Annotated in this window: 20 protein-coding genes and 2 pseudogenes; 10 read left to right on the top strand and 12 right to left on the bottom strand. The window is 69.7% G+C overall.

The window, feature by feature from the left end; genetic code table 11:
* The first annotated feature begins 11 nt into the window (after positions 1 to 11).
* The 4 genes from AB0F13_RS20310 (at position 12) to AB0F13_RS20295 (ending at position 6,525) form a co-directional block, all read left to right on the top strand.
* The gene (locus AB0F13_RS20310; RefSeq protein WP_362083848.1) at positions 12 to 1,268 is read left to right on the top strand and encodes a glycosyltransferase; all 1,257 of its coding nucleotides are present in this window, start codon (positions 12 to 14) and stop codon (positions 1,266 to 1,268) included.
* Positions 1,265 to 2,893, top strand: coding sequence for a phospholipid carrier-dependent glycosyltransferase (locus AB0F13_RS20305; RefSeq protein WP_362083845.1), 1,629 nt, complete (start codon positions 1,265 to 1,267; stop codon positions 2,891 to 2,893). The genes AB0F13_RS20310 and AB0F13_RS20305 overlap by 4 nt, the downstream gene beginning before the upstream one ends.
* A gap of 298 nt (positions 2,894 to 3,191) precedes the next feature.
* Positions 3,192 to 5,630 (top strand): galactose oxidase early set domain-containing protein, encoded by a 2,439-nt coding sequence (locus AB0F13_RS20300; RefSeq protein ID WP_362083842.1) that lies wholly within the window; start codon positions 3,192 to 3,194, stop codon positions 5,628 to 5,630.
* 166 nt (positions 5,631 to 5,796) lie between these two features.
* Positions 5,797 to 6,525, top strand: coding sequence for an amino acid racemase (locus AB0F13_RS20295; RefSeq protein ID WP_362083839.1), 729 nt, complete (start codon positions 5,797 to 5,799; stop codon positions 6,523 to 6,525).
* A 75-nt stretch (positions 6,526 to 6,600) separates the two neighbouring features.
* On the opposite strand, the gene AB0F13_RS20290 is transcribed toward AB0F13_RS20295, so the two are convergent.
* Genes AB0F13_RS20290 through AB0F13_RS20275 form a run of 4 tightly spaced genes read right to left on the bottom strand, consistent with a single transcriptional unit; the run spans position 6,601 to position 8,280 of the window.
* The gene (locus tag AB0F13_RS20290; RefSeq protein ID WP_362083836.1) at positions 6,601 to 7,200 is read right to left on the bottom strand and encodes a hypothetical protein; all 600 of its coding nucleotides are present in this window, start codon (positions 7,198 to 7,200) and stop codon (positions 6,601 to 6,603) included.
* Between the two features lie 57 nt (positions 7,201 to 7,257).
* Complete coding sequence (locus AB0F13_RS20285) at positions 7,258 to 7,644, bottom strand: deoxyxylulose-5-phosphate synthase (RefSeq protein WP_362083833.1); 387 nt, start codon at positions 7,642 to 7,644, stop codon at positions 7,258 to 7,260.
* A complete protein-coding gene (locus AB0F13_RS20280; RefSeq protein WP_362083830.1) occupies positions 7,556 to 7,927 on the bottom strand; it encodes a DUF6255 family natural product biosynthesis protein in 372 nt (123 codons plus the stop codon). Before AB0F13_RS20280 ends, AB0F13_RS20285 begins: the two co-directional genes overlap by 89 nt.
* Positions 7,924 to 8,280 (bottom strand): hypothetical protein, encoded by a 357-nt coding sequence (locus tag AB0F13_RS20275; protein WP_362083827.1) that lies wholly within the window; start codon positions 8,278 to 8,280, stop codon positions 7,924 to 7,926. Before AB0F13_RS20275 ends, AB0F13_RS20280 begins: the two co-directional genes overlap by 4 nt.
* A 157-nt stretch (positions 8,281 to 8,437) precedes the next feature.
* Between AB0F13_RS20275 and AB0F13_RS20270 the strand changes: the two genes are divergently transcribed.
* The 5 genes from AB0F13_RS20270 to AB0F13_RS20250 all read left to right on the top strand — a co-directional run bounded on the left by AB0F13_RS20270 (position 8,438) and on the right by AB0F13_RS20250 (position 12,275).
* Positions 8,438 to 9,313 (top strand): helix-turn-helix transcriptional regulator, encoded by an 876-nt coding sequence (locus AB0F13_RS20270; RefSeq protein ID WP_362083824.1) that lies wholly within the window; start codon positions 8,438 to 8,440, stop codon positions 9,311 to 9,313.
* Positions 9,313 to 9,504 carry a DUF397 domain-containing protein gene (locus tag AB0F13_RS20265; RefSeq protein ID WP_362083821.1) on the top strand — a complete coding sequence of 64 codons (192 nt, stop codon included), beginning with the start codon at positions 9,313 to 9,315 and terminating at the stop codon, positions 9,502 to 9,504. Before AB0F13_RS20270 ends, AB0F13_RS20265 begins: the two co-directional genes overlap by 1 nt.
* 179 nt (positions 9,505 to 9,683) lie before the next feature.
* A complete protein-coding gene (locus AB0F13_RS20260) occupies positions 9,684 to 9,890 on the top strand; it encodes a DUF397 domain-containing protein (protein ID WP_362083818.1) in 207 nt (68 codons plus the stop codon).
* Between the two features lie 168 nt (positions 9,891 to 10,058).
* Positions 10,059 to 10,862, top strand: coding sequence for a hypothetical protein (locus AB0F13_RS20255; RefSeq protein ID WP_362083815.1), 804 nt, complete (start codon positions 10,059 to 10,061; stop codon positions 10,860 to 10,862).
* Between the two features lie 825 nt (positions 10,863 to 11,687).
* Complete coding sequence (locus AB0F13_RS20250; RefSeq protein WP_362083812.1) at positions 11,688 to 12,275, top strand: hypothetical protein; 588 nt, start codon at positions 11,688 to 11,690, stop codon at positions 12,273 to 12,275.
* Between the two features lie 291 nt (positions 12,276 to 12,566).
* Here AB0F13_RS20250 and AB0F13_RS20245 read toward each other — a convergent pair whose 3' ends face one another.
* From AB0F13_RS20245 to AB0F13_RS20230, 4 genes and pseudogenes are all read right to left on the bottom strand, one after another.
* The gene (locus AB0F13_RS20245) at positions 12,567 to 12,818 is read right to left on the bottom strand and encodes a hypothetical protein (RefSeq protein ID WP_362084012.1); all 252 of its coding nucleotides are present in this window, start codon (positions 12,816 to 12,818) and stop codon (positions 12,567 to 12,569) included.
* Positions 12,819 to 12,870: 52 nt separating this feature from the next.
* A pseudogene (locus AB0F13_RS20240) lies at positions 12,871 to 13,172 on the bottom strand (transposase); the annotation flags it as partial.
* 54 nt (positions 13,173 to 13,226) lie between these two features.
* Positions 13,227 to 13,703: a GNAT family N-acetyltransferase gene (locus AB0F13_RS20235; protein ID WP_362083809.1), complete on the bottom strand. Its 477-nt coding sequence runs from the start codon at positions 13,701 to 13,703 to the stop codon at positions 13,227 to 13,229.
* A gap of 45 nt (positions 13,704 to 13,748) precedes the next feature.
* Entirely contained in the window at positions 13,749 to 14,234 is a 486-nt protein-coding gene (locus tag AB0F13_RS20230; protein ID WP_362083806.1) for a hypothetical protein, read from the bottom strand.
* Positions 14,235 to 14,266: 32 nt separating this feature from the next.
* On the opposite strand from AB0F13_RS20230, the pseudogene AB0F13_RS20225 reads away from it, so the two are divergent.
* Positions 14,267 to 14,506 (top strand): annotated as a pseudogene (locus AB0F13_RS20225) (hypothetical protein); the annotation flags it as partial.
* Between the two features lie 101 nt (positions 14,507 to 14,607).
* Here AB0F13_RS20225 and AB0F13_RS20220 read toward each other — a convergent pair.
* The 4 genes from AB0F13_RS20220 to hrcA form a co-directional block, all read right to left on the bottom strand.
* A complete protein-coding gene (locus tag AB0F13_RS20220) occupies positions 14,608 to 15,357 on the bottom strand; it encodes a 16S rRNA (uracil(1498)-N(3))-methyltransferase (protein WP_362083803.1) in 750 nt (249 codons plus the stop codon).
* A gap of 64 nt (positions 15,358 to 15,421) precedes the next feature.
* The gene (locus tag AB0F13_RS20215; protein ID WP_362083800.1) at positions 15,422 to 16,480 is read right to left on the bottom strand and encodes a nitronate monooxygenase; all 1,059 of its coding nucleotides are present in this window, start codon (positions 16,478 to 16,480) and stop codon (positions 15,422 to 15,424) included.
* A 100-nt stretch (positions 16,481 to 16,580) separates the two neighbouring features.
* Positions 16,581 to 17,720 (bottom strand): molecular chaperone DnaJ, encoded by a 1,140-nt coding sequence (gene dnaJ, locus AB0F13_RS20210; protein ID WP_362083797.1) that lies wholly within the window; start codon positions 17,718 to 17,720, stop codon positions 16,581 to 16,583.
* Entirely contained in the window at positions 17,721 to 18,737 is a 1,017-nt protein-coding gene (gene hrcA, locus AB0F13_RS20205) for a heat-inducible transcriptional repressor HrcA (RefSeq protein ID WP_362083794.1), read from the bottom strand. It abuts the gene before it with no gap.
* Positions 18,738 to 18,921: the final 184 nt, after the last annotated feature.

Below are 18,921 nucleotides of genomic sequence, written 5' to 3'. Positions count from 1 at the left end.
GGGGAACTTCTTTGCTCGCTTCCGTGTTCGTCTGTGTGGTGTCGGTCGCCCTCTTCTGGATGGCGGGCTTCACGCTCTGGTGGCAGATGCACGCCTGGCGCACGCCCGAGACGCTCGCGGCCACCCGCTTCGAGCCGGCCGGCGGAGAGGGCGCCCTGTCCTTCTCGCTGCTGGTGCCCGCCCGGCACGAACAGGCCGTCCTGGAGCACACGGTCACCCGGCTGCTGCAGTCCACGCACGGCCGCTTCGAGGTGCTCGTCATCGTCGGGCACGACGACCCGGAGACCGCGGAGGTCGCCGAGCGGGTGGCGGCCGCGGCCCCGAACCGCGTGCGGGTGATCGTGGACACCCACGAGAGGAAGAACAAGCCCAAGGCGCTCAACACCGCGCTTCCCCACTGCCTGGGCGAGGTGGTCGGCGTCTTCGACGCCGAGGACCAGGTCCACCCCGAGCTGCTCACCCACGTCGACCACGCCTTCCGCGCGACCGGCGCCGACGTGGTGCAGGGCGGCGTACAGCTGATCAACTTTCACTCCAGCTGGTACAGCCTGCGCAACTGCCTGGAGTACTTCTTCTGGTTCCGCAGCCGCCTCCACCTGCATGCGGAGAAAGGTTTCATCCCCCTGGGCGGCAACACCGTCTTCGTCCGCACCGACGTTCTGCGCGAGGCCGACGGCTGGGACCCGCAGTGCCTGGCCGAGGACTGCGACCTGGGCGTGCGGCTCTCCAGCAAGGGCAAGCGCGTCGTCGTCGCCTACGACTCGGAGATGGTCACCCGCGAGGAGACCCCCGGCACCCTGATGAGCCTGCTCAAGCAGCGCACCCGCTGGAACCAGGGCTTCCTGCAGGTCTACCGCAAGAAGGACTGGCGTCAACTGCCCACCGTCGGCCGGCGCATGCTCGCCCGCTACACGTTGATGACGCCCTTCTTCCAGGCCTTCACCGGCCTGATCATCCCGCTGAACATCGCCATAGCACTCTTCCTCGACGTCCCCGCCGGCGTCGCCGTCGTGACCTTCCTGCCCGCCCTCACCATGCTGGTCACATTCATGTTCGAGATCGTCGGACTGCACGACTTCGGCATGCAGTACGGCCTGCGCGTGCGCTTCGTGCACTACCTCAAGCTCATCCTCGGCGGCCCCTTCTACCAGCTGCTCCTCGCCGGTGCCGCGGTCCGCGCGGTCTGGAGGGAGCACCGGGGCCGCAGCGACTGGGAGCTCACTCGGCACGTCGGCGCGCACCTCACCCGAGAGGACGTCACTTCGTGACCGCGACACTCCCCACCGTCCAGGCACCGGCGGCCGCGCAGCGCCCCGCGGCCGCCTCCCCCGACCGCCTCAGACCCGTGCTGCGCCTGCGCCGCTCCCGCCCGGACCTGCTGGTGTGCGGGGTGCTGCTGGCCGCCGTACTGGCCGTGCAGGGCTGGAACATCGGCGGCTTCCCGGCCCTCAGCGACGACGAGGGCACGTACCTCGCCCAGGCGTGGGCCGTCCAGCAGGGCGAGGGGCTGGCGCACTACACGTACTGGTACGACCACCCGCCGCTCGGCTGGGTGCAGATGGCCCTCGTCACCTGGATACCGGCGGCCCTGTCCCCCGACGCCATGTCGGTCGGCACGATGCGCTGCGCGATGCTGCTGGTCTCGGCCGTCAGCGCGGTGCTGGTGTACGTGCTGGGACGGCGGCTGGGGCTGCAGCGCTGGGCGGCGGGGCTGGCCATGGCCCTCTTCGGGCTCTCGCCGCTGTCGGTGGTCCTGCAGCGGGAGATCTTCCTCGACAACATCGCCGTGATGTGGATCCTGCTGGCCTTCTGCCTGGCCGCCTCCCCCCGGCGGCACCTGTGGCACCACTTCGCGGCCGGACTGGCGGCGGCCGTCGCCGTGCTGTCGAAGGAGACCGTGCTGGTCATCCTGCCCGCGCTGCTGCTGACCATGTGGCGGCACAGCCACCGCGACACCCGGAAGTTCGCCGTGACGGGCGCGGTGACCGCCTGTGTGCTGGCCGGGCTGGCCTATCCGCTGTTCGCGCTGCTCAACCACGAGCTGCTGCCCGGCCCCGGCCACGTGTCCCTGATCGACGGCATCAAGTACCAGATGAGCCGCCCCGGTTCCGGCTTCGTGCTCGACCCCGGTTCCGGCTCGCACGGCGTGCTCGACTCCTGGCTGTACTACGACCGCGTCCTGCCGCTGTGCGGGCTGGCCGCCGCGGTGCTGCTGATCGCCGCCGCCCGCTGGTCCCGTACGGGACGGGCGCTGGCCGGGCCGGCCGCCGCCGCGGTGATCCTCGCGCTGGTGGCGCTGCGCCCGTCGGGCTATCTGCCGGCGATGTACGTCATCCAGGTGCTGCCGTTCCTGGCGCTGGCCCTGGCGGGGGTGGCGGCCTCCGTCGTCGGCGCCCTGCTGCGCGCCCGCCCCGGTCAGAGTGCCCGCCGACGGGCGGTGCGCCGGGCGGCGGCCGGGGTGCTGGCCGCGACGGCCGCCGTGCTGGTCGTACCGCGCTGGTACGACGGCAACCGCCCGGCGCTGACCGCCGACGCCAACGCCCCCTACCGCTCGGCCGCCTCCTGGCTGGGCGACAGGGGCAACGTCGCCGACCCGGCCCGTACGCGCGTCCTGGCCGACGACGCGATCTGGCTCGACCTCGTGCACGCCGGCTACCGGCCGGGCACCGGGGCCATCTGGTTCTACAAGGCCGACCTCGACCCCGCGGTCACCAGGACGATGCCGCGCGGGTGGCGCGACGTGCACTACGTGGTCTCCTCGCCGACCGTCCGGCGGGACGCGGCGACGCTGCCGCTGGTGCGGGCCGCGCTGGGGAACTCCGAGGCCGTGGCCTCCTTCGGGGCGGGTGAGGACCGCATCGAGATCCGCCGGATCAGGGACGACGGCCGGTGACCGGCGCCAGGAGCACGGTCACGGAGGCATTACCCCGGCCGGGGGCCGGCACGCCCCCGGCGAAACCCGGCGCGCGCCACCGCACGGCCCTGTTCGTCGGCGGCCCGGGCGTCGGCGGCCTGCCCGCGACCGCGCTCGCGCTGCTCGCCATGTTCGTCCTGCGCTACGCCGCCACGGAGGTGCTGGTGTACCTGTCGCGCACCCCTCCGCCGCCGTCCGCGCACGAGCCGCGGCGGAGGAGGCGGACACCGCCGGCACCGCCGTCAAGGAAGGGACAAAGGAAGGGACAAGTGATGGCATGGCTTTGAGAGTCACCGCAGCGCAACGCACCCGCCTGGGCAGACGCAGCAGGCGCACTCGCGCGGCCGCGGCCCTGCTCCTGGCGTCCGGCGCGTCCTTCGGACTGCTGCTGGCCACGCCCGGCCCGGCGGAAGCCGGGTCGAACCTGGTCGTCAACCCCGGCTTCGAGTCCGTACGGTCCTCCGACTCCCTGCCCACCTGCTGGGAGAAGTCCGGCTGGGGCGACAACGACTTCACCGTCACCACGACCGACCAGGCGCACAGCGGCAGCAGGGCACTGTCCGTCTCCGTCACGCGGCGCGTCGACGGCGACCGCAAGGCCCTGATGGCCGAGGACACCTCGTGCGCGCCGAACGTGACGCCGGCCCACCAGTACGACCTCTCCCTCTGGTACAAGAGCACCACTCCGGACGCCACCATCACCGTCTTCCGCCATGACGTGAAGAGCGGCTGGCAGTACTGGACCGACCTCAAGACGCTGCCGGTCAGCGCGCAGTACGCGCAGACCTCCGTCCGTACGCCCGTGGTCCCGCCCGGCACCGACCAGATCAGCTGGGGCGTGTCCGTCCACGGCACGGGCACGGTCGTCACCGACGACTACGACATGGAGGACGCCACCGTGCCCGCGGCCGGCGCGGGCTGCACCGCCGGGGACGCCTGCACCAAGGGCACCTGGGCGGTCATGCCGTTCAAGAACCCGGTCCGCAGCATGCACTCGGTCGTCCTGCGCAACGGCAAGGTGCTGCTGGTGGCCGGCTCCGGCAACGACCCGGCCATGTTCAAGGCCGGCACCTTCACCTCCGCGGTCTACGACCCGAAGACCGGCTCGACGAAGACGGTCCCGACCCCGGCCGACATGTTCTGCGCCGGCCATGTGCAGCTCTCCGACGGCCGCGTCCTGATCATGAGCGGCAACAAGGCCTATCCGGCGGCCGACGGCAGCCACGGCTACGAGGGCTTCAAGGACAGCTACATCTTCGACCCGGCGTCGGAGAAGTACATGAAGACCAACGACATGAACGAGGGCCACTGGTACCCCTCGGCCACCCTCCTCGGCAACGGCGACGTCATCAGCTTCGGCGGCCTCAAGGAGGACTCGACGGGAAGCGTCACCGCTGAGAAGTTCTCCCAGGCGCAGCAGAAGTGGCTGCCGCGCAACGAGGTCAACCAGACCTGGTCGTACTGGGGTCTGTACCCGTCCATGATCCTCATGCAGGACGGCCGGCTCTTCTACTCCGGCAGCCACGTCTTCGGCAACGGCACGCCGGGCACGGGGGCCTCGGTCTACGACTACGACGCCAACAAGATCACCGACGTGCCGGGGCTGCAGGACAAGGACCACCGCGACCAGTCCATGAGCGTGCTGCTGCCGCCCGCGCAGGACCAGCGGGTGCTGACCATGGGCGGCGGCAACGTCAACTCCAACCCCGAGGCGAGCCGTCTCACCGACCTCATCGACCTCAAGCAGCCAAGCCCCCGCTACGTGCCCGCGCCACTGCTCCCGCAGGGCACGGTCGACCAGGGCCAGGGGCCCAAGCCGCAGACGGGCGCGCAGGGCAAGATGTACGTCTCGGCGGTGCTGATGCCCGACGGCAAGGTCCTGGAGACCGGCGGCGGCCTCCACGACCGCGCGGACCCGGTGTTCGAGGCGAGCTTCTTCAACCCGCAGACCAACTCCTTCCAGTCGGGCCTGGCCACGGACCCCATCCCGCGCACGTACCACTCGTCGGCCTTCCTGCTGCCCGACGGCCGGGTGATGGCGGTCGGCGACAACCCGGGCAACGGCACGTTCGACGACCACGTCTCCATCTACACGCCCCCGTACCTCTACAAGGGTCCGCGGCCGCAGATCACATCGGTGGCGAGCGACAAATGGCAGTACGCGAGCACGCAGCGCGTGACCGTGGACCGTCCGGTGGTCAAGGCCGAGCTCATCCGGCCCGCGGCGGTCACCCACTCCTCCGACCCCAACCAGCGCTTCGTCGACCTGCCCATGACGGTCGGCGCCGACGGCACCACGATCGACCTCAACGTCACGAGCAACCCGAACCTGGCGCCGCCGGGCTGGTACATGCTCTTCGCCGTGGACGCCGACGGCGTGCCGTCCGTGGCCTCCTGGGTCCACCTGGGCGGTCCGGAGGCCCTCGCCACCCCGATGGTGCACGACTTCGCGGGCGGGATGCAGCACGACGCGAAGGCCGCCGTGCCCGAGCCGGCCCGCAAGTCCCAGCCGGTCTCCCCGAAGATCGCGGGCTGTGACCGCCACTACGGCGCGGAGAACGTGTGCGTGCCCACCGTCTTCCCGCAGTCGGTCCCGGCGACGACGGCGGGGCGCTGCCAGTGGCTGAAGTCCCACGACTACGGGGTGCTGAAGCTCAACGGCAGGGACGACCCGCTGAAGCTGGACCCGGACAGGAACGGCCGTACGTGTGACTGAGAGCTGAGGCCTGATGTTCCGTGCCCCGGGCCCGCCCGGGGCACGGGAGCCATGGGGGTCATGGGAGCCATGGGAGCCGAGTCTCCCTGGTGAGAGGGTGCGTTCGAAACCCTACGTTTGAGATCATGCGCTTCCCGACCGCCTCCTCTGGATCACTGGAGCCGCCGTGAAACACCTGGGCATTCTCGCGCACAGCGCGGAAGGGGCCGCGCTGTGCTTCCGCACCTTCTGCCGGCAGGGCTTCGCCGAGCTCGGCCCCCACGAAAACCCCGACGTCACCCTCGACTTCATCGCGCTGGCGCGCAGCATGCCCGCATGGGACGCGGGTGAGCACGACACGATCCGCGCCACGCTGTCCGAGAGCGCCGACCGGCTCGCCGCCGCGGGCGCGGACTTCTTCGTCTGCCCGGACAACACCGCCCACATGGCCCTCGAACGTCCCGGCCCCGGCCTCGCCCTGCCGGGCCTGCACATCGCCGAGGTCGTCGCGGACCAGGCCGCCCGCGACGGCCGCGGGCGCGTCGGGGTGCTGGGTACGAGGTACTTGATGGACGGCCCGGTCTACCGCGAGGCGCTCGCCCGCCGTGGCATCGCGGCGGAGGTCCCGGGCGCGGACGACCGCCGCATCGTCAACGAGGTGATCTTCGAGGAGCTGCTCAACGGCATCCTCTCCGAGCGCTCGCGCCAGGAGTACGTGCGCATCATCGGCGAACTGGCCGGCCGCGGCTGCGATGCGGTCGCCCTGGTCTGCACCGAGATCCCCCTCCTGGTGACCCCAGAGGTCTCCCCTCTGCCCACGCTCGACTCGACGCGCCTCCTGGCCCACGCCGCGTTCGACGTGGCCGTAGGCCGCGCGGAGCCGCCGACGTGGCGTGGGGGGCCGGTCGGCGGCTGAGCCGGGGCTGTGGCCGGGGTGGCGGGCGCACGTCGCCGGGTCCCTCGCCGGGTCCTCCCGGGGTGGGCCGTGGCCCTACCAATGCGGGATGACGAAGTTGAACCCTGCCGCGTTGTGCTCGCTGCCCGCCGGGCAGCGACCCTTAGCTGGGTAGCCCCAGAAGAACAGGCCGAAGCACTTGGTGCAGAAGCGCCAGTAGGCCTGGGCGTTCGGGGTCTCGACCACTTCGTGCGGCAGGACGAAGTTGTACCCGGCCGCGCTGTGCGAACCGCCGGTCGGGCACCAGCCGCCGCTCGGATAGCCGAAGAAGAACATGCCGTAGCACTTGTCGCAGAAGCGCCAGTTCCCCTGGGCGTTCGGGGACTCGCCCACGTCGTGCGGGATGTCGAAGTCGTAGCCCGCTTGACTGTGGGAACCCCCGGCCGGGCAGACTCCGTTCTGCGGGTAGCCGTAATAAAACATGCCGTAGCACTTCGTGCAGAAGCGCCAGTTCCGCTGCCCGGCCACTCGTGCGGCGTCCCGGTCCGAGGCGGGTGCGGCGTGCGCGTCGGAGCCCACCGCGACGACGACCATCCCCGCCGTCGCGCCGAGCGCCCTGGTCAGGAAGACCCGCCGCCCCGAGGGTCCGGGGCCGTCCTGCCCAGGTGATTCTTCGGAAGCTCTCAGAAAGCCCATGTCCGCTCCCCATCAGACCAGGCCAAGGCGAGGGACCCCCCGTCGGCGTGCCTGACATTAAGGGCGCGCGCCAGCGGGGGGACAGACGCGTTCCGGCCGCTCCTGCACCACATGCCGCACCAGCGCCTTGTCGAACGGCTCCCCCGTGGCCCGGGCGTACGCCATCCGCTCCCGTACCTCCCTGAGCGTGCGCGGCCGGTAGCCGGGGCCACCGCCGCAGCAGTCCTTGTGGAACCGCACGCCCGCGTGCAGCAGCACGGACAGCGTCCGCCAGGCGGCGACGTCGCGCCGGCGCGGGGCGGCGAAGGCGGAGCCGACGTGGATCAGCGGCTCGGCGCAGCGCGGGCAGATCCGCTCACGGCCGCGGTCGTGAGGTGCGGGGTGGGGCTGCTTGTACGAGGCCCTGCAGGGCAGGCAGACGTACGAGGTCTTCGCGTGGGCCATGCGGCCAGGCTAGGCGGAGGCGGGGCTGGGACTCGACCGATTTCCTCCCGCGCGCGCACCGGGTGCCCCCGCGCATGGCCTCCCCCACCCGCCGGGCCGCCGCCCGGTCCGCCGCACGCCGCGCCGCACCGCTCGGTGTCAGCGGGTGCGGCAACCCCGACGGCCGCAGCGCCCCGTAGTCGGAGAACCGCCGGGTGCCGCACGTATCGCAGCGCGCCTCGCCGCCGCCCGTGTGCGTCCACCCCGCGTGGTGCGGGCAACGGCTCGCAACGCGGCCCCTCACCGGGCCGCACCCCGCCGCCGCGGCAGCAGATGCGTGTCCCGGAAGTGACTCCGCACGGCGATCGTGGCGTTCTCGGACTCGGCCTTGCCTCCGGTGGCCACGGCTTGTCGCCGGGCGGCTTCGAGAGTGGCGCACTCGCGGCAGCCCACGGGTGACAGGGGCGTCGCACTGTTGCGTAGTCCCGCCGCCTCGCGCTCCTCGCGGGTGGCCAACCGCAATGCGGTATCCGGGACCTCCCACTTCAGGCCCCCGCCGGGGTGCTGAACCTGCACGCGCACACCAGTGCTCCCAATCACCTGCGCAAGCCGGTTCTCGCGCGTGTCCACCACATACGCGCCTGGCCTGTACGTCATAGCTCGGCTCCTTCCCATAGCCTCAACCTGCGCCAACCATGAACCTCCCCAACATGGGGTCGCAACCTTTCTCATCAAAGTTTCCCCGCGGGGGTGAACTTTGGCATATGCCTGGGCAGTTGAGATCGGTAGAGTCACGCGCAGAGGAGGTGATCGCGTGTCCGACACGCCTACGTTGATGCGCCGACGTCTCGGGACCATCGTGAAGACCATGCGGGTGAGAGCAGGACTCAGCCTCGCGGATGCCGCCAAGCTGCTCGGGCTTTCCGGTGCACCGACGTTGAGCAAGATCGAGCACGGCAAGCAGCGGCCCGACCTGGACAAATTCTTCGCCGCCTACGGGGTCGACGACCCGGCGCACATGGCGGAGACCCGGAAGATCGCGAAATTTGCTGCCGCCAGTCGGCAACGAAACCTCTTCGCACAGTACGGGGACGCGATCCGCGCCTCGTTCGCCGACTTCATCGAGCTGGAAGAGATCGCCACTCGGGCCGATGTCTACGCCGCGCAGGTCATTCCGGGGTTGCTTCAGACGGTGGATTACGCACACGCGGTCATCGAGGGCAGCAGCAAGTGGAGCACTGCGCGCGAGGTGCGGACATTCACCGAACTCCGCATGAAACGTCAGCGAATCCTCGCTCCGCCCCCGCCGCACGAAGAGCCCGTACGAGACCCACTGTGGATGTGCTGCGTACTCGACGAGGCGTGCCTGAGACGCGAGATCGGCGGCCCGGGGGTGCACCGCCAGCAGCTCACGTACCTACTTGAGGCGTCCGAGAAACCGAACGTCGAGCTACAGGTTCTCTCGTTCAACGCCGGCGCGCACACTGGCCTCGACGGCTCCTACACCATGTTCCGGTTCGAAGCAGGAGAGCCCATCGTCGCGGTGGAGCCACTGACGACCTCCATCTACCTCGAAGAGGACGCCCACGTGGGACGTTATGCCCGCGCCTACAGCAGCTTGCGGGCGCAAGCCTTGGACGTGGACGGATCCCGCCGGTTCATCAGCAGACTGATCGAAGAGGTGCACTGATGAGGACCGATCTCAACTTCAAGAAGAGCAGCTACAGCTCAGGTGGCGACAACTGCGTGGAAGTCGCCGTGCAAGCCGACCCCGGTGCCGTGGCCATACGCGACTCGAAGGAGCCCGAGGGCCCCATACTCCGGTTCCGTCCCAGCGACTATCTCGGGTTCGAGCAGGCGGTCAGAAGAGGTGAGCTGTAAGGGCGGCCCAGCTCGACAGCGTTCACCTTGACGCCGTTCACGGCAGACAACTCGTGGACACAGCAGCAGCCTGGAGAGACACCGCCTGATTCGGGACCGCATGGAGAACATCGCGCTCAGCGAAGGCTACTCGCGCGATCTGATGCATCGCATTGCAAAATCCGCTGAAAGGCCGTGATATGCCCCAGTCGCACTGGCAGAAGTCCTCGTACAGCGAGGAAGCATCGTCTTGCCTATACCTCGCCGCTTCCCCGAGCGGAAAGATCCACCTCCGTGAAAGCGACACCCCCGAGACCGTGCTCGTCATCACCCGCCAGAGATTGCACCCCCTCATATCCGGCACCAAAACCGGCCACTTCGACCGGGCAGGGGCGCTGGCCCCCTGAACGGGGCGCGCGAAGCAAAAAACGCGCCCCCAAATCGCTGCAAGCTCTGGCCTTCACGTCACAACGAGAGTGCAGCGACGGTCGGACATCGAAGGGGTTCGGGATAGCGTGTGCCGCTGAGGCACAAATGCTATCCAGGGATAATCGAAAACCCCCGAAGAAGGTGCGATGCCCGACTTCAAGAGCAGCCCCAAAAAGCAGGACGTGCTCATCTTTATATTCACCGTCCTGCCCCCTGGCATGGGCTTGATCACCGGTTGGACAGCCAAGGACGCACACGGTGCGGCGAAGGTCGCCCTGATCATCCTGGCCGCCACCCTGGCGTCGGTCCCGCCGCTCTGCGGGTTCTGGCTGCACCAGCAGTCGCGCATCCAGGAAAGAGCCCGTCGGGAGGCTCTCCTGGCGCCGATCATCGATTACATCGGCGAAGGCATCACCAAGCCCTCCGAGGCGGCCACCAAGGCGGGGAAGATCCAGGAACGCCTGGCCCCGATCCTGGCGGAGAGCCTGAGCGCCGGTGCGCGATGCTCGTTCTACTCGTACGACAGGGAGAACGAGCGCCTCGAGCGGGAGGTGTGCTCGGGCGGGCCGAATGGCACACCCGTCGAAATCCGGAACGGCTCCAAAGAATTTCGCGAACTCAAGCACGCAATGGAGCAGAAGAGTCCGGTATATTCCAAGAATATCCTGAAACCCGATGCGAAATTGACGTTCACCCTGGGGAGCGGCTATAAATCCATCATCGCTCACGGGGCATGGGCGGGGGACGAGGTCCAGGGCGTCCTCATTGTCGACGCCCCGAACCCCGGCGATCTCTCCAGGGCCAAGGTACCCGAAACGTACGTATGGGTTTTCGCATCCTTGTTCGGTGTCTCAAGCGCTCTGCGGGATCAAACAGCGGTGAATATTCCGCTTTCCCCGTCGCGGCCGGATGGTGCGCAATCAGGTGACGGCAGCCCGGGCAGCGGGTAAAACAGTGAAGATGCTACAAACCGAGCGAGGCCGCTCACGGCTCACTAGAGTCGATGCGCATCGACAGAGACAGGTTGGGGGCCTTCATGCCTGAGCGTGTATCGGCGATCATCGCATCAGGGCATCGCTGGATGGACGGCAAGGAATCCACGGATGCCTACATCACCAAAGTGCTCCAGTCAGCCGCCACGACCCCGGGCCAGGAGTTGTTCCGCTGGCTCAGGTCCAGGATCGCTCTGCTCATACAAGGTCACCACAGGCCCTGACCCGAACGCGCCGCCCGCCGGGACCGGGTGGCCGCTACGGACGCCCGTCGCCGGAGCGTCCGGGGCGGCAGTGCGCCGCGTTCCTGTGAGACCTGGGGCGCCGCAGTGCGGCAGGGCAGGCGATCGCGGGAGTCTCATCGGGCGCAAGCAGCGGCTGAGGGACGCACTCCGCGTCTGGGTGCGGCCCTCAGCACATGTGCTTACGAGGGCCAGCCGCCGTACGGCACGGTGATGAGTTCAAGGAGGTGGCCCATTGTGGTTCAACTCAACTGACAAGGAGTGCCTCCGGAAAGCATCTCCCGACACCTCCATGCCTCAACCAGTCGGTGACCGGCACGCGATGTTGCCGTAGATCCTAGTCCACGAAATCGATCGCTATGAGACGTGTTGACATCCAGCGTCCTAATCCAATGACCGATGCCGTCCCGGTTGCCCCGTCCGCCCCGAGGTGGACGACGGCTCAGCCGGAGGGATGACTGCGACGGTTCTGCGGGGGGATGTGAGCCGTGGGGCGCCCTGTGAGTCTTGAGGTATCGCCCCACGCCCTCAGGAGATGGTCATGGACCCAGCGAAGATGCTGCCCGCCGACGCGAACGCCAATACGAACGCCGGCGCCAACACCGGCACCGCCGGGCATGCCGTTTCCCTTTCCGTGCCACGCTGGTTGGACTTGACGGCGCGTGCTGTGCCGCTCGCGGTGTTGCCGTCGGGGCTGTGGCGGATGGCCATGGCCGTGGGAATACCCGTCGGCTGGAGCGGGCAACTGGCGGAGGACTGGCAACCCGGCCTGGAGACCTCCTCGTACATCACCCTGCTGACCCTCGTCACCGAGGCGCTCGCTTTCTTGACGATCGGCCTGGTCAGGCCGTGGGGCGAGAGGATGCCGCGCTGGATCCCCTTCCTGGGCGGCAGGCGCATCCCGGTGTGGGCTGCGGTCGTTCCGGCGGTGCTGGGGGCACTCGCAGCGACGGCGATCACGTTGCCAATGTTCTCGGGCGGCCTGCCCGCCGACGCGGGCGGCTCCGATGGTCCCCAGGGCGTGGCCGCCTGGGTCATGAATGCCTGCTACGTGCCGCTCCTCCTGTGGGGGCCACTGGTCGCCATCGTCACGGTCGCCTACGCCCGGCGGCGCCTACGCACTGCCTGACCGGCGGCCGTATTTTCTCTGCTCACCACATGAAGTAACAGCTCGTAAGGCGTCATGATGTGTGGTTCTTGAGTCGTCTCCAGCAGATGAGGCCGCAGCGCGGGAGACGAGGACGTCGTGGTCGAGGCGTCGTTCCCAGCGGACGGCGAGGCGTTTGAACTGGTGGAGGAGACTGAAGGCTACTCGGCGAGGTAGCGGAGCCTTCCCAGGCCCTCGATGTTAGGGGCGCCCTTGCGGGAAATGACAGGCAGAATGTGGTGCTTGCGCAGTTCCCGGCGTTTGGGGTTGCTTTCATAGCCCTTGTCGCCGAGCAGGGTGTCGGGTCGATTTCGGGACGATCGGCTTGCCGGCAACGGGCAGGATGCCGTCGACCAGGGCCAGGATCTGCGTGACGTCGTTGACGTCAGCTGCGGGGATGGCGACCTTGAACGAGGTGCCGTTCCGTCGCAGATCAGGTGACTTACCGCCCGTCTTCCCTCGGGCGACCGGCGAGGGACCGGTGGCCTTGCCCCCTTTTTCGCGCGGATGTGGGGAGGCGTCCACGCAGGCTCGTGACCAGTCCGATCGCGTCGGCGGCGTTCAGCCTGGCGACCACACTGCGGTCGTCAAGCACCCATGCCTGCGGCTGATCACCCCGGTCATCTTCGTTGCGATCGCCCCCAGCACCGGGATGTGGTCCCACGGGGACTGGCTGATGAACTGCTGCAGCGCCTGCATGTTGGCGTCCGGCAGCCGCCCGGCCATCGGCTGGACGGACTTGCGCCGGCCCTCGAGCATCAGGCCCCGCAGATAACACTCACCCCACCCGCGCTGGTCCCTGCGGGGAACCGACACGAACATCTCATCAACGAACTCGGCCAACTCCTCCCGGAATTGCGCGACCTCTCCGGCATCCATCCCACCAACATGCTGGCCAGACAAGCACCCGGCAACCAACCTAACGAAGCCCTACTAAGGACTGTCCGGCAGGTCACGGGTGGAGCCGGAGTCTCCTGCCAACACCTTGTACAGGTAGACGTCCGCGTGCCCACCCGGCATGCCCGGTACGCGGCCGACCTCCGCGTACCCCTGGCGCTCGTAGAATCCCGGCGCCTGGAACGTGTAGGAGGAGACCGTCACGCGGTCGCACCCGCGCCGCACCGCCTCCGCCTCGGCGGCCCGCAGCAGACGCGCACCCCAGCCGTCACCGCGGCTGGATTCCCGGACCCACAGCAGTTCGATGCCGCACAGGCCGCCCCAGGTCCACGCCGTCAGGCCGCCGATCAGCTGACCGTCCTCGTCGGTGACCTTCACCGACAGTTCGCCGTGCTCGACGCCACCGGTGGCCGCATCGTTGAAGGCGTCGAGTTCGCGCTCCAGCCGGTCGGTGAGCCCGGCGTCGCTTTCGCCGACGGCCATGGGCAGGACGGGCTTCTCCTCGGCAGTCATGGGCCGCAGTATGCGCAACGGGATGTCGCAGGCGCCACTGAAATCTCAACTGGGAAGAAGAACGACCCGGTAGCCCTCTCCGCCGTACAGGGACTCGTACCGGATTTCGAGGGTGAGCCGCCGATTGATCAGGTCTTCGAGTTCGGCATGGCTCTGCGGGTCGTAGCCCGTGACACTCAGCAGGTACTGCTCATAGCCGTTGGCGACGACCTCTCGGTCATTGAAGGTCACGGCCGAAGGGCGCACGGCCAGGCGCTCGCGCAAGCTGTCGACATCGGGCTCGTTCCATGAACCGATCGCCTCACCGTCGACGGTGAGCGTGGTGCCGACGACGACCGCCGGTCCGAGCCCGGAGTTGATGAGCCGTAGCCCTGCTCTGCCGCCCGGGGGAAAGCCCCGGTGCAACTGGAGTATCGGGCGGACGGAGTTGCGGTTGTGCTGCCGCATGGCGCGGGCCTCGTAGACCGAGACGACGAGGGAAGCGACGGCGATCACAACAGCGCATATCGCTACGACGGTTTCGGCGTCCATACCTGTCCGGTCCTCCTGGGCGTAGATCCAGTATCGCCGCACAGAGCCGCCCCTGTCACCGCCCTTCCGGACGATCTTCGGACCAGCGTACGTCGTCGGGCGCCAACAGTGCGGACCCTGAAGACCGGTTGACATGGCGGCGCCTCACCACCTGCCACGGTGACCGGCTCAAGCAGATCATGGACGAACACGGCTGGCCGACCGCCGGCCTGGTCGGCGAGGCCGCCGCGCGGAGCGCATGGCTGATCGCGCAGCACGCGGACCGGCAACTCTGCGGGTACCGCCGGCGCAAGCCGGTCAGTCTGCGCCGCAACTGGTCGTCGGCGAAGACCGCCACGGCTCCAGGTCCGTCGGCCCCAGCTCGACCACGCGTTCAGCCCCAGCGGCCCGTGCGTCCCAGCAGCAGGGCGGCTGCGGCCGTGCCCGCCGTGGAGGTGCGCAGGACGCTCGGGCCCAGGCGGTACGGGTGGGCGCCCGCCTCCGCGAAGGCGGCGAGCTCCTCCGGCGAGACGCCGCCCTCGGGGCCCACCACCAGGACGATGTCGCCCGTGGGCGGCAGCGCGGCCGTGGCCAGGGGCGTGCTGCCCTCCTCGTGCAGGACCGCGGCGAACGCGGCGTCCGCCAGCAGGTCCGCGACCTGCCTGGTCGTCATGAGGTCCGCCACGGACGGGAAGCGGAGGCGGCGGGACTGCTTGCCCGCTTCGCGGGCGGTCGCGCGCCACTTGCCCAGGGACTTCAGGCCGCGGTCGCCCTTCCACTGGGTGACGCAGCGGGAGGCCGCCCAGGGCACGACGGCGTCCACGCCGGTCTCGGTCATCGTCTCGACGGCGAGCTCGCCGCGGTCGCCCTTCGGCAGGGCCTGCACGACCGTGATGCGGGGCTGCGGGACGGGCTCGGAGCGCACGGAGGTGACCGTGACGTCGAGGTGGTCCTTGCCCTCGACGGCGGTCACGGTGCCGTGGACTCCCGTGCCCTCGCCGTCCGCCAGGACGATCTCCTCGCCCACGCGCAGCCGGCGCACCGAGACGGCGTGCCGGCCCTCGGGTCCGTCCAGGGGGAAGACGGTGCCGGGGAAGACGCCCGTGAGGGCGCCCTCCTCGACCAGGAAGACCGGCGCTGTCATGACGTACTCGCTCTCTCGCTTCAGTGACTCGGCGGCCCGGCGGCTACCGGACCAGCCCGGTGTTTCAGTGGCTCAAGGACCCGCGTGCCGCGTGCAGTTCGGCGGCCAGCAGCGCCACCAGCCCGGCCGCCGGCAGTTCCCGCGCCAGGCGGTGGCCCTGGCCGGCCCACAGGGCCATGGCCTGCGGGTCGCCCGCCGCGGCGGCCGCCTTGCGCAGGCCGGAGGTCAGGTGGTGGATCTGGGGATACGCGGCCGGGGCGTACGGGCCGTGCTCTCTGATGAAACGGTTCACCAGGCCCCTGGCCGGGCGCCCGGTGAAAGCCCGGGTCAGTTCGGTGCGTACGTAGCGGGGGTCGGTCAGGGCCCGCTTGTGCAGGGCGTGCGCGCCGGACTCCGGACAGGGCAGGAAGGCCGTACCGAGCTGTGCGGCGCAGGCGCCCGCGGCGAGGACGGCGGCTATCTGGGCGCCGCGCATCAGCCCGCCCGCCGCGACGAGCGGCACCCGTACGCTCTCGCGGACCTCGGCCAGCAGCGACAGCAGGCCCACGCCCGCGCCGTCCGCGCGCGGATCGTCGCGGTACGTGCCCTGGTGACCGCCTGCCTCCACGCCCTGCACGCAGACCGCGTCCACGCCCGCCTCCGCCGCGGCCTGTGCCTCGGCGGCGGACGTCACGGTCACGACCGTCACCGTCCCCGCCCTGGCCAGGGCGGCCACCGCCGTACGGGCGGGGCACCCGAAAGTGAAGGAGACGACCGGCACCGGATCGTCGAGGAGGATGGCCAGCTTGGCGTCGTACGCGTCGTCGCACCGCTGGTCCGTCTCCCCCAGCGGGGTCCGGTACCAGGTGGCCTCGCCCGCGAGCTGCTCGGCGTAGACCTCGACCGCGGCCGGGTCGGCGGCGGGCGGCTGCGGCATGAAGAGGTTCACGCCGAAGGGCCGGGCCGTACGGGCACGGAGCTGCTTGATCTCCTCGTACATGGCCGCCGGGGTCTTGTACCCGGCGGCGAGGAAGCCCAGGCCTCCGGCCTCGGAGACGGCCGCGGCCAGCGACGGGCAGGAGCCGCCGCCCGCCATGGGTGCCTGCACGATCGGGTGCTCGAACAGTCCGGTGAACGGAGCCATGACCACATCGTGTCACAAGCGCACCGGGCCACCGGTCCGCCGGGACACACGTGCCCGAACGCCGGGCGGCCCGGGGAATTCCGGGCCGCCGGCCAGGCGCCTACCGCCCGTTGAACGCGTCCTTCAACCGCGAGAACAGCCCCTGCTGCCCCGGCTTGAACTCACCCAGCGGGCGCTCCTCGCCGCGCAGCTTCGCCAGCTGGCGCAGCAGTTCCTCCTGCTGCGGGTCCAGCTTGGCCGGCGTGGTCACCTCGACGTGCACGATGAGGTCGCCACGGCCGCCGCCGCGCAGGTGGGTGACGCCGCGCTGGTGCAGCGGGACCGACTGGCCGGACTGCGTGCCCGGCCGGATGTCGATCTCCTCGACGCCGTCCAGCGTCTCCAGCGGCACCTTCGTGCCGAGCGCTGCGGCCGTCATCGGGATGGTGACCGTGCAGTGCAGGTCGTCGCCGCGGCGCTGGAAGACCTGGTGCGGGGTCTCGTGGATCTCCACGTAGAGGTCGCCGGCGGGGCCGCCGCCGGGGCCGACCTCGCCCTCGCCCGCGAGCTGGATGCGGGTGCCGTTGTCGACACCGGCGGGGATCTTGACGGTCAGGGTCCGCCGCGACCGTACGCGGCCGTCGCCGGCGCACTCCGGGCACGGGGTCGGCACCACGGTGCCGAAGCCCTGGCACTGCGGGCAGGGGCGGGAGGTCATGACCTGACCCAGGAAGGACCGGGTGACCTGCGAGACCTCGCCACGGCCGCGGCACATGTCACAGGTCTGCGCGGACGTGCCGGGGGCCGCGCCCTCGCCGCTGCACGTCGTGCAGACGGTGGCCGTGTCGACCTGGATTTCCTTGGTCGTGCCGAAGGCCGCCTCGCTCAGGGAGACTTCGAGCCGGATCATGGCGTCCTGGCCGCGGCGCGTGCGCGAGCGCGGACCGCGCTGCGAGGCCTGGCCGAAGAAGGCGTCCATGATGTCGGAGAAGTTGCCGAAGCCGGCGCCGAAGCCGCCGGCGCCCGCACCCGCGCCGCCCGAGGAGGACAGGGGGTCGCCGCCGAGGTCGTAGACCTGCTTCTTCTGGGGGTCGGAGAGCACCTCGTAAGCGGCGTTGATCTCCTTGAACCGCTCCTGCGTCTTCGGGTCCGGATTGACGTCCGGGTGCAGCTCGCGCGCGAGACGGCGGAAGGCCTTCTTGATCTCGTCCTGCGAGGCGTCGCGCCGTACGCCGAGGACCGCGTAGTAGTCCGTGGCCACTTACGACTCCGCCAGGATCTGTCCGACGTAACGTGCCACTGCGCGTACCGCTCCCATCGTTCCGGGGTAGTCCATGCGGGTCGGTCCGACCACGCCGAGTTTGGCGACGGCCTCGTCGCCCGAACCGTAGCCGACGGCGACGACCGATGTGGAACTCAGGCCCTCGTGGGCGTTCTCATGACCGATGCGCACGGTCACTCCCGAGTCCTGGGTCTCACCGAGCAGCTTGAGCAGCACGACCTGCTCCTCCAACGCCTCCAGCACGGGCCGGATCGTCAGCGGGAAGTCATGACCGAAACGAGTGAGATTGGCGGTGCCGCCGATCATCAGCCGCTCCTCGGTCTCCTCCACCAGCGTCTCCATCAGGGTGGCGAGGACCGTGGAAACGGTTCCTCGGTCGTCCTGCTCGAAGGAGTCGGGGAGGTCCTGCACCAACTGCGGCACATCCGTGAAACGCCGCCCCACGACCCGGCTGTTCAGCCGCGCCCGCAGGTCCGCCAGCGAGGTCTCGCCGAACGGCGCGGGGCAGTCGACCATGCGCTGCTCGACCCGGCCGGTGTCCGTGATCAGCACGAGCATCAGGCGGGCCGGAGCCAGCGCGAGCAGCTCCACGTGGCGCACGGTCGAACGGGTCAGTGAGGGGTACTGCACCACCGCGACCTGACGGGTCAGCTGCGCCAGCAGCCGCACCGTGCGGGCCACCACATCGTCCAGGTCGACGGCGCCGTCCATGAAGTTCTGGATGGCTCGCCGCTCCGGCGACGACAGGGGCTTGACGCCCGCCAGTTTGTCGACGAAGAGGCGGTAACCCTTGTCGGTCGGGATGCGGCCGGCGCTCGTGTGGGGCTGGGCGATGAAGCCCTCGTCCTCCAGCGCGGCCATGTCGTTGCGCACGGTGGCCGGGGAGACGCCCAGCCGGTGCCGCTCGGTGAGGGCCTTGGAGCCGACGGGCTCCTCGGTGCCCACGTAGTCCTGAACGATGGCGCGCAATACCTCGAGCCTGCGTTCGCTCAGCATCGCGCGCACCTCCAGTCCAGTGATCCAGCCGTCTCTACGGTCCTGCGGGGTTCCGCAGGGCCTTCGCCCTTGGCACTCAAAGGTCACGAGTGCCAGAACCCTCCAGCCAGTGTACGGCCGGGCCCCACGGCCAGGGCAAGGGCCGTCCCCGGCGCGAGGCTCCGGGCAGGCAACGGTACCGCTC

It is taken from the genome of Streptomyces sp. NPDC026206, from assembly GCF_040638465.1.
In the GTDB taxonomy this organism is placed as follows: domain Bacteria; phylum Actinomycetota; class Actinomycetes; order Streptomycetales; family Streptomycetaceae; genus Streptomyces.
This window is presented reverse-complemented; position numbering and strand designations above follow the sequence as displayed.